The 13,179-nt window shown below is 50.7% G+C and carries 10 protein-coding genes, 1 rRNA gene and 1 other annotated feature; of the genes, 5 read left to right on the top strand and 6 right to left on the bottom strand.

What is annotated here, in order from left to right:
- From IFO68_RS09460 to rluD, 4 genes are all read right to left on the bottom strand, one after another.
- Nucleotides 1-359, bottom strand: a 16S ribosomal RNA gene (locus IFO68_RS09460); the annotation flags it as partial.
- 414 nt (nucleotides 360-773) lie between these two features.
- Nucleotides 774-3,347: an ATP-dependent chaperone ClpB gene (gene clpB, locus IFO68_RS09465; RefSeq protein WP_192015692.1), complete on the bottom strand. Its 2,574-nt coding sequence runs from the start codon at nucleotides 3,345-3,347 to the stop codon at nucleotides 774-776.
- Nucleotides 3,348-3,482: 135 nt separating this feature from the next.
- Nucleotides 3,483-4,211, bottom strand: a complete 729-nt coding sequence (gene pgeF / locus IFO68_RS09470) for a peptidoglycan editing factor PgeF (RefSeq protein ID WP_192015693.1) — start codon at nucleotides 4,209-4,211, stop codon at nucleotides 3,483-3,485.
- Between the two features lies 1 nt (nucleotide 4,212).
- Nucleotides 4,213-5,187: a 23S rRNA pseudouridine(1911/1915/1917) synthase RluD gene (rluD, locus tag IFO68_RS09475; protein WP_161443993.1), complete on the bottom strand. Its 975-nt coding sequence runs from the start codon at nucleotides 5,185-5,187 to the stop codon at nucleotides 4,213-4,215.
- 140 nt (nucleotides 5,188-5,327) lie between these two features.
- On the opposite strand from rluD, the gene bamD reads away from it, so the two are divergent.
- The 3 genes from bamD (at nucleotide 5,328) to pheA (ending at nucleotide 8,236) form a co-directional block, all read left to right on the top strand.
- A complete protein-coding gene (gene bamD, locus IFO68_RS09480) occupies nucleotides 5,328-6,053 on the top strand; it encodes an outer membrane protein assembly factor BamD (protein ID WP_027253524.1) in 726 nt (241 codons plus the stop codon).
- 363 nt (nucleotides 6,054-6,416) lie between these two features.
- On the top strand, nucleotides 6,417-6,776 hold the full coding sequence (hpf, locus tag IFO68_RS09485; protein ID WP_192015694.1) for a ribosome hibernation-promoting factor, HPF/YfiA family: 360 nt from the start codon (nucleotides 6,417-6,419) through the stop codon (nucleotides 6,774-6,776).
- 122 nt (nucleotides 6,777-6,898) lie between these two features.
- Nucleotides 6,899-7,019, top strand: a sequence feature (Phe leader region).
- A 38-nt stretch (nucleotides 7,020-7,057) separates the two neighbouring features.
- Nucleotides 7,058-8,236, top strand: a complete 1,179-nt coding sequence (gene pheA, locus IFO68_RS09490) for a prephenate dehydratase (RefSeq protein WP_192015695.1) — start codon at nucleotides 7,058-7,060, stop codon at nucleotides 8,234-8,236.
- A 75-nt stretch (nucleotides 8,237-8,311) separates the two neighbouring features.
- On the opposite strand, the gene tyrA is transcribed toward pheA, so the two are convergent.
- Together tyrA and IFO68_RS09500 are read right to left on the bottom strand one after the other, a co-directional pair.
- Nucleotides 8,312-9,439 (bottom strand): bifunctional chorismate mutase/prephenate dehydrogenase, encoded by a 1,128-nt coding sequence (gene tyrA / locus IFO68_RS09495; RefSeq protein WP_192015696.1) that lies wholly within the window; start codon nucleotides 9,437-9,439, stop codon nucleotides 8,312-8,314.
- A 15-nt stretch (nucleotides 9,440-9,454) separates the two neighbouring features.
- Nucleotides 9,455-10,525, bottom strand: coding sequence for a 3-deoxy-7-phosphoheptulonate synthase (locus IFO68_RS09500; RefSeq protein WP_192015697.1), 1,071 nt, complete (start codon nucleotides 10,523-10,525; stop codon nucleotides 9,455-9,457).
- A gap of 217 nt (nucleotides 10,526-10,742) precedes the next feature.
- On the opposite strand from IFO68_RS09500, the gene IFO68_RS09505 reads away from it, so the two are divergent.
- On the top strand, nucleotides 10,743-12,422 hold the full coding sequence (locus IFO68_RS09505) for a sensor histidine kinase (RefSeq protein ID WP_161456091.1): 1,680 nt from the start codon (nucleotides 10,743-10,745) through the stop codon (nucleotides 12,420-12,422).
- The gene (gene btsR, locus IFO68_RS09510; protein WP_192015698.1) at nucleotides 12,419-13,132 is read left to right on the top strand and encodes a two-component system response regulator BtsR; all 714 of its coding nucleotides are present in this window, start codon (nucleotides 12,419-12,421) and stop codon (nucleotides 13,130-13,132) included. The genes IFO68_RS09505 and btsR overlap by 4 nt, the downstream gene beginning before the upstream one ends.
- Nucleotides 13,133-13,179 lie beyond the last annotated feature (47 nt).

Here is a 13,179-nt window from a genome sequence, read left to right on the forward strand (position 1 = left end):
TCCCGTAGGAGTCTGGACCGTGTCTCAGTTCCAGTGTGGCTGATCATCCTCTCAGACCAGCTAGGGATCGTCGCCTAGGTGAGCCGTTACCCCACCTACTAGCTAATCCCACCTGGGCCAATCTTAGCGCGCGAGGCCCGAAGGTCCCCCGCTTTGCTCCGTAGAGATTATGCGGTATTAGCCATCGTTTCCAATGGTTATCCCCCACACTAAGGCATGTTCCCAGGCATTACTCACCCGTCCGCCGCTCGCCGCCCAACAAATCACCCGAAGGGTCAATGTTGTCGCTGCCGCTCGACTTGCATGTGTTAGGCCTGCCGCCAGCGTTCAATCTGAGCCATGATCAAACTCTTCAATTAAAGTTTTGTTGCCTTCCCGAAGGAGGGCGGCTCAGTGATTACTGATGTTCCAACCGAAGTTGAAACGAATTGACTGTGCCGGTAACTCTTTTATAAAAAGTGCTACCAATTGGTCACTCAGTTCACTGATAAATCTTTTATGACTGTATCATTGTCGAGTGCCCACACAGATTGCATGGTCAAATTGTTAAAGAGCGTCTGACATGGTCTTGGCTGTAAGCGCCGCTCTCCGTGTCAGTGAGGCGGCATTATAGAGAGTTCGCGCACCTTGGCAAGCATAAAATCACAAATAAATTTCAACAGGTCACATTTCGAACAAACCCTGCACTTAAGAGCAAAAAACAGCCAACACAAGCCAAAAAATACAGAAAAGCCTGCAATCGAGCAGGCTTTTCTTACTTTAGTCTCACGATTTTATTGGCTGGCAGAGATATGCTCATCCTTGGCGGCCAGCACAATTGGCTTATCAACCGTTAATTGCCCGGAAAGGATATCCTGCGCCAATGGGTTTTCAATGTATTGCTGGATTGCTCGTTTCAGCGGGCGAGCACCATATACAGGATCGAAACCTGCGCTTGCAATCAAATCCAACGCAGAATCTTCTACTTTCAGTTCAAAGCCTTTTTCTTCCAGTCGATCACTCAGGCGACCAATCTGAATTCGGGCGATATCTTTGATGTGCTTATCACCCAGAGGATGGAACACAACGGTTTCATCGACACGGTTAATGAACTCAGGGCGGAAGTGATGGCCCACGACGTCCATAACCAGATGTTTGATACCGGCATAATCAAGCTCACCAAAGTGCTCCTGAATACGATCAGACCCCAGATTCGATGTCATGATGATAACGCTGTTACGGAAGTCGACTGTTCTGCCCTGCCCATCAGTTAGGCGACCATCATCGAGCACTTGCAGCAGAATGTTAAACACGTCCGGATGCGCCTTTTCTACTTCATCCAGCAGAATGACGGAATAAGGACGCCGGCGAACCGCTTCAGTCAGGTATCCGCCCTCTTCATAGCCAACATAACCCGGAGGTGCTCCAACAAGCCGGGCGACGGAGTGTTTCTCCATGAACTCTGACATATCAATACGCACCATGGCGTCATCACTGTCAAACATGAAGTTGGCCAGCGCTTTGCACAGTTCTGTTTTACCGACCCCTGTCGGGCCCAGGAACAAGAATGATCCGATAGGCCGGTTTGGATCAGATAATCCTGCCCGGCTGCGGCGAATAGCATTCGCCACTGAATTAACAGCTTCGTCCTGGCCTATGACCCGCTGATGCAGCGCTTCTTCCATCCGCAGCAGCTTATCGCGTTCGCCTTCCAGCATACGGGATACCGGTATACCGGTTTGACGTGACAGCACTTCGGCAATCTCAGCATCTGTGACACGATTTTTCAGCAGACTCATTTCCTGCATTTCTGCCTGGGCAGCCAGATCCAGTTGTTTCTCCAGTTCTGGTATCTTGCCGTATTGCAGCTCAGACATGCGATTCAGATCCCCCGCACGCCGGGCAATCTCCATGTCGGTTCTCGCCTGTTCCAGCTCCGCTTTAATATGCTGAGTGCCAGACAACGCTGCTTTTTCTGCTTTCCAGACTTCTTCCAGTTCAGCGTACTCGTTCTCTTTGCCTTCCAGCTCTTCACTTAACACGGCCAGACGTTTCTGGCTGGCGTCGTCACTTTCTTTCGACAGCGCCTGTTGCTCAATTTTCAGCTGAATAATTCGGCGCTCAAGGCGATCCAGAGATTCCGGCTTCGAATCAATTTGCATACGGATACTGGAAGCGGCCTCATCGATAAGGTCAATCGCCTTATCTGGCAACTGGCGATCAGAGATATACCGATGAGACAAGCTAGCCGCCGCGACAATCGCCGGATCGGTAATTTCTACATGATGATGCAGCGCATAACGCTCTTTCAGGCCACGTAAAATCGCGATGGTATCTTCAACGTTCGGCTCTTCCACTAGCACTTTCTGGAAACGGCGCTCCAGCGCAGCATCCTTTTCTATAAACTGACGGTACTCGTCCAGTGTTGTTGCCCCGACACAATGAAGTTCACCGCGGGCCAACGCAGGTTTAAGCATGTTACCCGCATCCATGGCACCTTCACCTTTACCGGCACCAACCATGGTATGCAGCTCATCAATAAAGAGGATGACACTGCCCTCTTCCTGCGCCAGTTCGTTCAATACTGCTTTGAGGCGCTCTTCAAACTCGCCACGGTATTTAGCACCAGCAATCAATGCGCCCATATCCAAGGACAGCACACGCTTATTGCGCAGTCCTTCAGGTACTTCGCCATTGACAATACGCTGGGCAAGACCTTCAACAATCGCCGTTTTACCCACCCCCGGCTCACCGATAAGGACAGGGTTGTTCTTTGTGCGGCGCTGCAAGACCTGAATAGTACGGCGGATTTCTTCATCGCGGCCGATTACGGGATCCAGCTTGCCTTGCTCGGCGCGCTCGGTCAGATCTATAGTGAACTTTTCCAGCGCCTGACGATTTTCTTCGGCATTGGGATCATCGACTTTCTGACCACCGCGGATTTTCTCAATCGCCTGTTCAACTTTTTCAGCACTCAAACCAAACTTACGCAATAGCTCGCCCAGCGGGCCTTTGTCGTCCACCGCAGCCAGAATAAACAGCTCGGAAGAGATGTATTTATCTTTGCGTTTCTGAGCCAGCTTATCGCACATGTTAAACAGCACGCCCATACCATGGGACAACTGCACATCGCCGCCGATACCGCTGACTTTGGGTAAACGGTCGAGCTGTTCAGACAAACTGGAACGCAATTGGGTAATATCTACATTCAGTAGAGTCAGCAGCGGCCGCGTGGTACTGCTGTCCTGATTCATCAGTGCCATCATCAAATGCACAGGTTCGATATACTGATGGTCTCGTCCTAAAGCCAGCGACTGAGCATCAGAAATCGCTAATTGAAATTTGCTTGTAAACCGGTCAAGACGCATAAGTCCTCCACTCTAGATATGACCTTGTCATTATCTTGGTATATGGTTGCGCGCCTTGTGCTTTTCAAGCATAAATTGTGGGGATATCAGCAAGCGGCTCAAGGCCGCTGCATTGAAAGAGAGTAAGACAGTGGTTTATTTTTCCAGCCAGATTAAACTGGCCTGACGTCCGGTTACACCATCCCGGCGATAAGAAAAGAAACGGGAAGCGTCGCTGACAGTACACTCACTGCCACCGAAAACCTGGGTCACGCCCTGACGATGTAAACGTAATCGGGCCAACTGATAGATATCCGCCAGCCATTTTTCACCTTTTGGCTGGAATGCAGATTCCGCCGCCGGATCATCGGCCAGAAATTGCTCCCTGACTTCCCCGCCGACCTCAAAGGCTTGCGGCCCAATGGCCGGTCCCAGCCAGGCCAGTAATTGATCCGGTGCTTGAGCAAAACAAGTCACCGTTTGTTCAATAATACCGTCAGCCAAACCTCGCCATCCGGCATGCACGGCTCCCACTTGAGTGCCCTGACGATCGCACAGCAATACAGGTAAGCAATCTGCTGTCATCACAGTACAGGCTAATCCCAGCTGCCGGGTAATACTGGCATCCGCATGGGGAATACCCACTAGCGGCTCATGCAGTGCCTGTACTATTGTGCTGTGGGTCTGCGACAACCAGGCAGGCGCATGCACCAAACCCAGTTGTTGCTGCAGCCACTGACGATTATGTGACACAGCCGCCGGCGTATCGCCCACATGGCCCCCCAGATTGAGGCCAGCATAGACCCCCTGACTGATACCCCCGAACCGGGTGGTACTGATGGCTTTGACATTCGCAGGCGCTGGCCAGTCTGGGGTAATCCACATATCAGTAATCATCCTCTGGATGGTCAAGCTTGTCCTGACGCAGAGTCTCGACTAAAGCCACCATATCTTTCGGTGTCTCAGCATGCCATTCCATCAACTCACCGGTAATCGGGTGATCAAGCCGCAGCATACGAGCATGCAGAGCCTGACGATCAAAGGCACGAAGCGCGAGAATCACCTCCTGAGAGGCATTGCGTGGCGGGCGTGGGCGACCACCGTACAGAGTATCCCCCACCAAAGGGTGCGAAAGATACGCCATGTGAACACGAATCTGGTGGGTACGCCCTGTTTCCAGACGCAGCACCAGACTGGTGTGCTCACGAAAGTGCTCAGCGACACGATAATGTGTGATAGCCGGTTTGCCCAACTCATGTACCGCCATTGAAGTGCGCTTGGTAGAGTGACGGCCAATCGGCTTTTCAACCACACCACCACCGGTCATTTTGCCCATAGCAACCGCTTCATATTCACGAGTGATTTTGCGTTTTTGCAGCGCGCGAACCAGTCGGGTCTGAGCCTGAATCGTTTTCGCCACTACCATCAGACCCGTCGTGTCTTTATCAAGACGGTGCACAATACCGGCTCGCGGCACTTCGGCAAGAGACGGGCAGTGATGTAACAGTGCATTGAGCACAGTACCGTCCGGCGTGCCTGCACCCGGGTGAACCACAAAATCACGTGGCTTGTTAATCACCAGCAGATGCTCGTCTTCATAAACAATGTTGAGCGGAATGTCTTGCGCAATCCAGCGCTCCTCATCTTCAATCTCAGCCACAACTGTGAGCTTTTCACCGCCCATCATTTTAAGACGGGGTTTAGTCACCACTGCGCCATTGACGCAGACGCTGCCATTGAGAATCCAGTCTTTAATCCGCGAACGGGAATAATCGGAAAACAGTTCAGCCAGAGCCTGATCAAGACGTTGACCAAGCTGGCTATCGTTTACTATGTTGCTTAACTCTATTTGCTGTGCCATAAAGAACTTTTTCAAAAAGCGTGAGACTAAAGCCTAAACGCTGCGTAAAATGACAGATATTAGTTGTCATTGTATCTGTTAACGGCGCTGACCGTAATGGATCACAGAAATAAATTATGACCAAGGAAACTGACGCCGCAATGAAACGCCTGATAATCACGACATTTCTTGCCGCCGCTATTGTGTCTGGTTGCTCCAGTACAGAGGAAGTGGTACCGGATATTCCGCCTTCTGAGCTGTACGGCAGTGCTCAGCAAGCCTTACAAAGTGGTAGCTGGGTAACAGCCATTGAACGATTAGAAGCACTGGATTCACGTTATCCGTTCGGCGCTTATTCGGAGCAGGTGCAGCTTGATCTGATTTACGCTTATTACAAGAACGATGATTTGGCCCTCGGCGAAGCAACCATAGACCGCTTTACCCGATTGAACCCGACCCATGAAAAAGCAGACTGGGTGCTCTATATGCGTGGCCTGACGCACATGGCCCAGGATCGTTCTTTCATGCACGATGTGTTTGATATTGATCGCCACGACAGGGATCCGGAACCGGCTCGCCAGGCCTTTCGTGACTTTAAGCGCCTGCTGGATCGCTACCCGGCCAGCCAGTATGCCGCAGATGCCAAAGCAAGACTGGTTTACCTGAAAAACCGTCTGGCCAATTATGAGTTAGCCGCTGCCGACTTTTATATCCGCCGTGAAGCCTGGGTGGCCGCTGTGAACCGCTGCCAGCAAATTCAGCGTCTGTATCCGGATACTGAAGCAGCCCGTCAATCGCTGCCGCTGATGCAAACCGCGTATGAAAAACTTGGCCTGGAAACGCCAGCCGAACATGCTCAGCGACTGATTGATCTCAATCCGGTTTGATCCTAAGACAGATAAAACGACAAACGGCAGCCATCTGGCTGCCGTTTTTTATTCTCGCAGATGACTGCACTCAATCTAATTTCAGTGGGTCCTGATCATTCATGGCGAAACGCTCAGCTTCAGGCCGAAAAACACCCCTGAGCAGCACTGGCCGCCAGTCATCAACTCACTCCATACTGCCGCATTCATAATGCCCTCGACAAGGGGTTTTTAGTCATTTTCTTGTCACAAAGCAGAACAAGTCACAGAAATAAATTGGTGAATTATTTTACTTATCAAAGTTGATCCAGATCACTTTATTCACGCTTGAGAAGAGTAATCTGAAGTTAACCCACCAAGGGGTAGCAAAACAGGAGAGAGACTATGCAAGTAGAAGTCACAGGCAAAAACATTGATGTCACCCCTGCTATCCGTGAGCGCATTGAAGAGAAATTCAGTAAGTTAGAGCGCTTTCAAGTCCCGCTGATCGGCAAACATGCTGTTATCAGCCAAGAACCTAACCGGCACTTCAAGGTGGAAGCAACAGCCGGCATTCCAGGGGGGAACATTGTGGCATCCTCTGAACAGGAAAACATGTACGCCGCCATTAAAGACATGTATCAGAAACTGGAGCGACAGCTGAGCAAGCAATCACACAAATCGGAAGCCCGTCGAGCCAGTCACAGCCAGAAGCCTGTATTGACTGAAGCCGAAATCGCAGAAGAAGAAGACTTCGAAGCCTGAACCCTTCCTATCAAGCCCTGCCGCATGGCGGGGCTTTTTATTCTTGACAAGATCACCGACTCGCCATAGGGTGATTCCTAGACAATATTTAGCCAGCATATTCACGAGACTGACTGACACATGATTCAATACGCACTGTTTTTCTTTCACTTCTTTTTTCGCTCACCTTAAGTGGGGGCTATCGTTACGCAAGAAAGCAGCGAAAGACGAACAGCAAGCCTCCCAATCGGGGGGCTTTTTTGTAAGCATAACTATAAAATACGCACAGACAGGAAACCAGAATGACCAAAAGCTATCACTCACTGGACGAGATCCGAACCCATGTCACTCGGATAGACAATGAAATTCTGGCACTACTGGCAGAACGGCGTCAGCTGAGCCTGGAAGTCGCCAAAAGCAAAATCAAAACCACCAAACCTGTCAGGGATCAGGAAAGAGAGCAAGCATTGTTACTGAGACTGATTGATCAAGGCAACCAACACCAACTGGATGCCAACTATGTCACTCAGATCTTTCATACCATTATTGAAGACTCAGTGCTTTTCCAGCAGGCTTATCTGCAAAAACTAACCAATCCTGACAGCCTTCAGCCTGTGGTTCGCGTGTCTTTTCTGGGTGCCAAAGGATCGTATTCCAACCTGGCCAGCCGTCAGTACTTCAGCCGAAAGCAAACCAAACTGGTTGAGATGAGCTGTTCCAATTTCCGTGATGTGGTCAATGTGGTAGAAACCGGTCAGGCTGACTACGGCGTCCTGCCGATTGAAAACACCAGCTCAGGTTCGATTAACGAAGTTTACGATTTGCTGCAGCACACCAGTCTGTCGATTGTGGGCGAAATTACCCAGCCGATTGAACACTGTCTGCTGACAGCCGTTCCGACCTCGCTGGATAAAATTGATACCCTGTATTCCCATCCGCAACCCCACCAGCAATGCAGTGAGTACCTTCGCACTATGGGTGACATCAGGCAGGAATATACATCCAGCACTGCCGATGCCATGCAGCAGGTCGCCGAACTCAAACAGCCGAATGTCGCCGCCATTGGCAATGCGTCCAGCGGTGAGCTGTATGGCTTAACCCCGCTGAAAACCGGTATTGCCAACCAGCAGGAAAACTTTACCCGTTTTATTGTCGTTGCCCGGAAAGCTGTCGATGTCACGCCGCTGATCCCGGCCAAGACCACACTCATCATGTCGACCGGCCAGAAACCCGGCTCACTGGTTGAATGCCTGCTGGTTCTGCGCAACCTCAACATCAATATGGCGAAACTGGAGTCACGACCCGTGATCGGCAATCCATGGGAAGAAATGTTCTATGTCGATGTTGAAACGAATTTGAAGTCCGAGGCCATGCAGCAAGCTCTCGAAGAACTGACACGACTGACAAAATTTATCAAGGTGTTAGGCTGTTATCCCAGCGAAAACGTCAAACCGACCGAAGTCGATTACCTGGAAGAATAAACACAGCAAGGCCAGCAAAAGCTGGCCTTCTTTTTATATTAACAGCAACGATTATGCAGACAAAAACGAAGCGAATTAACCTCTGTGAGTCGCATCGTTCGCCTGCCGTAACAACGACTGGCTTTCTTTCAAAAAGCGTCCGGCGTAGTCACCAAACCAGCTTTCCACCTGATCAAATGCCTGCTTGAACGCGGCTTTATCTTTGTTTTCCAGAATAGCGATAGCATCACCAAAGCGCTGGTGAAAACGCTTAATCATGGCCAGATTTTGTGGCGAAGACATGATGATATCCGCATAGAGCTGCCCGTCCTGTGCAAACAGCCGCCCGACCATCGCCAATTCCAGGCGGTAAATCGGTGAGCTGAGCGACAACAGCTGATCAAGACGCGGATCTTCTTCAGCCAGGTGAACACCATACACAAACGACGTGAAATGCCGCAGTGCCTGAATCAGGGTCATCCCCTGATCATGTTCGATGGCACTGATCCGGTTCAGGCTTGCTCCCCAGATCTGGATCTGCTCCAGCAGCCACTGGTAGCTTTCCGGGTTACGGCCGTCACAGTAAACCACCACTTGTTTAGCCAGGCTGCTGATATCCGGTCCGAACATGGGATGCAGCCCCACTACAGGTCCCTGATGCGCTTCCAGCATTGTCTGAACAGGTCCGCTCTTAATCGAAGTCAGATCAGCCAGAATGCAATCATCCGGCAGCTTAGGCAGACGGCGGATCACCTGTTCGGTCAGATGAATCGGTACGGTCACCACAACCATGCCGGCATCTTTTAGCAATTCATCCGCTTTGTCCCAATCCTGACTACCCAGGGTACGTACCTGATAACCCGACAGCTCAAACAGACGACAGAACAGACGGCCCAACTGACCATGACCACCAACGACAACGATCGGACGCAATTCAGGCTTCAGACATTTAAAACCTGAATCATTTTCACTGGCATAAGATTCACGCATGGTGCGGCGCAGAATATCTTCAATCAGATCGGGCGGTACGCCCTGATCTGCCGCTTCCTGTCGCCGTGATGCCAGCATGGCAGCTTCACGATCCGGGGCATAAATCGGCAGACCGTGCTGGCTTTTTACATGGCCGACTTCTTCGACCAAAGCCAGACGGCGCGCCAACAGCGCAACCATCTGCTTATCGACTTCATCAATTTGATCTCGTAGTGTGCTCAGTTCCGCAACCATTCGACTCTTATTCCATTATTTAATACGTTGTTGTAGGAAAGGGGTTAATTCCTGACGAGCGCGGCGCAGCAGGCTTTCGGTATCTTCCCAGTTAATACAGGCGTCTGTGATAGAGACGCCGTACGCCATTTCGCTGCGATCCAGATCAGCACTCTGATTGCCGCCGTTGAGATGGCTTTCCAGCATCAGGCCAATGACGGAATGATTCCCTTCCCGGATCTGATGGATCACATCTTCGGCAACCAGTGGCTGACGGCGGTAATCCTTGCGAGAGTTGGCATGGGAACAGTCTACCATTAAGGCCGGGTTGAGACCCGCCGACTCCATCTCAGTTTCGCATTCGGAAACCGACACTGAATCGTAGTTGGTCTGCTTACCACCACGAAGAATGACATGGCCATCCGGGTTGCCCTGAGTGTTCAGCAAAGCCACCTGACCTTCCCGGTTAATCCCCATGAAACGGTGGCCGGAAGCGGCCGCCTGCATGGCATTGATGGCTGTTCCCAGGCTGCCATCGGTGCCATTTTTGAAACCAACCGGCATAGAAAGACCGCTGGCCATTTCACGGTGGGTCTGTGACTCAGTGGTGCGCGCGCCAATGGCTGCCCAGCTGAACAAATCGCCTATGTATTGCGGGCTGATAGGATCCAGCGCTTCTGTTGCCAGAGGAATACCCATTTCCACCAGATCGATCAGTAACTGGCGTGCTATATGTAACCCTTCTTCAATCTCGAAAGTGCCATCCAGATGCGGGTCGTTAATCAAGCCCTTCCAACCGACAGTCGTCCGCGGTTTTTCAAAGTACACTCGCATGACAAGGTACAGCTGATCGTCAACTTCAGTAGCCAGTTCTTTAAATCGGCGGGCATAATCTTTTGCCGCTTCGACGTCATGAATAGAACAAGGGCCGCAGACAACCAGTAAACGGTGATCCCGCTTATGGATAATGTCGGCTACGGTTTTACGCGATTGTTCGATGAAAGACAGCGCTGATTCACTGACAGGCAATTTATCTTTTAACTGTTGCGGCGTAATAAGGACTTGTTCATCCTGAATATGGACATTATTCAACACATCTTTCTGCATAGGGCCATCCTGATCTTGCCACACCTGGGCGTAAAGTTTTAGTTACAACAGGATTTCCCCTGTCAATACACAGACAATAACAACTGGATTTTTATGGGGCAATAGCCTGTAAAGAAAAAATACCATTCGTAAATAATTATTTACACTCACGTATATTATTGCCTTTCATGCAAAGACAGCTACCATAAACATCCATTTAGCTTATTCCGATACCGCCATGGAACTCATCCTGTCTCTGCTGCAACAGCTTAGTGTTTACCTGGTTTTGGCTTACCTGTTAAGCAAGACACCGCTGTTTATGCCTATTACTACGGTATCTGGCCGTTTATCACAACGTTTTGCCTGCTATGTGCTGTTTTCTCTTTTCTGTATTTTAGGCACTTATTTTGGACTCCACATAGAAGATGCCATTGCCAATACCCGGGCAATCGGTGCTGTCATGGGAGGGCTGCTGGGCGGCCCGGTGGTCGGCTTTGCCGTAGGTTTGACCGGCGGTATGCACCGCTACAGCATGGGCGGATTTACTGATGTCGCCTGTGCCATCTCCACCACGGTTGAAGGGCTGATCGGCGGCATCATGCACAGCTATTTTGTCCGCCGCAGTAACTTTGATGCGATTTTCCGGCCGCTGACAGTGTTCGCCATTACCCTGGTTGCGGAGATCCTGCAGATGCTGATCATCCTGGCGGTGGCCGAGCCTTTTGATAAAGCCTACAGCCTGGTCAGTGCCATTGCTCTGCCTATGGTCATCGCCAACTCAGTGGGCGCCGCCCTGTTCATGAGCATTATCCGCGATAAAAAAACCATTTATGAAAAATACTCCGCCGCGTTTTCCAGCCGGGCACTGAAAATAGCCCAGCGATCTGTGGGAATACTCAGCCAGGGGTTTAATCAGGAAAACTCCAAACAGATCGCCCGTATCGTTTACGAAGAAACCGGGGTCGGTGCGGTTTCGATTACAGACAGAGACAAGATTCTTGCCTTCATTGGTATCGGAGATGATCACCATCTGCCTGGCACTCCGATTTCATCCAAGCATACTAAGCAGGCCATAGATAACTGCGAGCTGGTCTATGCCGACGGTTATGAAGTGCCCTACTGCTGCTCACTCTACGACAAGTGCAAATTAGGCTCTGCGCTGGTGATCCCCTTAATTGGCGGCAACCATGAGGTGATAGGTACCATTAAACTCTATGAGCCCAAGCATAAGTTGTTTTCCACCATCAATCTGACGCTGGGAGAAGGCATTGCCAAACTCTTGTCGAACCAGATCCTGACAGGGCGCTATAACCGCCAGCAAACCCTGCTGACTCAGGCAGAGCTGCGCCTGTTGCAGGCACAGGTGAATCCGCACTTTCTGTTCAATGCGCTGAACACTATCAATGCGGTTATCCGCCGTGATCCTGATAAAGCCAGGCAGCTAATTCAGCATTTGTCACAGTTTTTCCGGCGCAATCTGAAACAGAATATAGAAACTGTCACCCTGGAAGAAGAATTGCAGCACGTGCATGCCTATCTGGAAATTGAACGTGCCCGGTTTGCCGACCGGCTGCAGGTTGAAGTCAACATTGATGATGCATTATTGAATATCACTATTCCGACGTTTACGCTGCAGCCATTGGTGGAAAATGCCATCAAGCATGGTACGTCTAATTTGCTGGCAAGCGGTAAACTGACGATCAACGCGTGTCAGAATGATGAGCGTATTGTGTTAGAAGTCCGCGATAATGCAGGCTTGTATCAGCCCGTTGGCGAAGAGAGCGGTCTGGGCATGAAAATTGTCGATAAACGATTGAAAAACCGCTATGGCAAAGAATACGGCCTGCAGATGAGCTGGGAAGCCAATCAATGGACACTGGCCACCATTACGCTGCCAAAGGAGAACGGACAACCATGATCAAGGCGCTTGTCATAGACGATGAACCCTATGCCCGTGAGGAGCTGATTGAGCTGCTGCATGACAGCGGCGACATCGAAATCATAGGCAGCGGTGCCAACGCCATCGAAGGGTTGAAGATGATTAATCTGCTCAAGCCCGAAGTGGTGTTTCTGGATATCCAGATGCCGCAAATCACAGGAATCGAACTGCTGAGCATGCTGGATCCGGACACTATGCCCAAAATTGTTTTTGTGACGGCATATGACGACTACGCCATCAAAGCGTTTGAAGATAATGCCTTTGATTACCTGTTAAAACCGGTTGAACCCGCAAGGCTCGACAAAACCCTGGCCAAGCTGAAGCGTGAGCTGCGCCAGCCTGATTACACCCCTTTGATCAGCGAAATGCTCGAACTTATTCCGTGCAGTGGTCATAACCGCATCTTGCTGCTCAGCCCGGCAGATATCGAACTGGCGCATTCTGATTTATCGGGTGTGCACATAGTCACCAAAAACACTAAGGCAACCACACAACTGACCCTTAAAGTGCTGGAAGAAAAAACCCCGCTTATCCGCTGCCATCGCCAGTATCTGGTCCACCCGCAGGCGATTCGTGAGATCAAACTGCTGGATAACGGACTGGCAGAAATCACAACCCAGCATGGTCAGCAGGTCCCGGTCAGCCGGCGTTACCTGAAAGAAATCAAAGATCGCTACGGGCTGAGCTGACCAATAATCAGGGGCAGTTGCATTTCGCTCTGCCTGCTCCTCGCTTT

The sequence above is a fragment of the Photobacterium arenosum genome (assembly GCF_014841115.1).
Classification (GTDB): Bacteria; Pseudomonadota; Gammaproteobacteria; order Enterobacterales; family Vibrionaceae; genus Photobacterium; species Photobacterium arenosum.

What these genes read in the sequence shown, in the direction of transcription:
- clpB (WP_192015692.1), bottom strand. Translation starts at nt 3,347, where the DNA reads ATGCGTCTTGACCGGTTTACAAGCAAATTTCAATTAGCGATTTCTGAT.
- pgeF (WP_192015693.1), bottom strand. Translation starts at nt 4,211, where the DNA reads ATGTGGATTACCCCAGACTGGCCAGCGCCTGCGAATGTCAAAGCCATC.
- rluD (WP_161443993.1), bottom strand. Translation starts at nt 5,187, where the DNA reads ATGGCACAGCAAATAGAGTTAAGCAACATAGTAAACGATAGCCAGCTT.
- bamD (WP_027253524.1), top strand. Translation starts at nt 5,328, where the DNA reads ATGAAACGCCTGATAATCACGACATTTCTTGCCGCCGCTATTGTGTCT.
- hpf (WP_192015694.1), top strand. Translation starts at nt 6,417, where the DNA reads ATGCAAGTAGAAGTCACAGGCAAAAACATTGATGTCACCCCTGCTATC.
- pheA (WP_192015695.1), top strand. Translation starts at nt 7,058, where the DNA reads ATGACCAAAAGCTATCACTCACTGGACGAGATCCGAACCCATGTCACT.
- tyrA (WP_192015696.1), bottom strand. Translation starts at nt 9,439, where the DNA reads ATGGTTGCGGAACTGAGCACACTACGAGATCAAATTGATGAAGTCGAT.
- IFO68_RS09500 (WP_192015697.1), bottom strand. Translation starts at nt 10,525, where the DNA reads ATGCAGAAAGATGTGTTGAATAATGTCCATATTCAGGATGAACAAGTC.
- IFO68_RS09505 (WP_161456091.1), top strand. Translation starts at nt 10,743, where the DNA reads ATGGAACTCATCCTGTCTCTGCTGCAACAGCTTAGTGTTTACCTGGTT.
- btsR (WP_192015698.1), top strand. Translation starts at nt 12,419, where the DNA reads ATGATCAAGGCGCTTGTCATAGACGATGAACCCTATGCCCGTGAGGAG.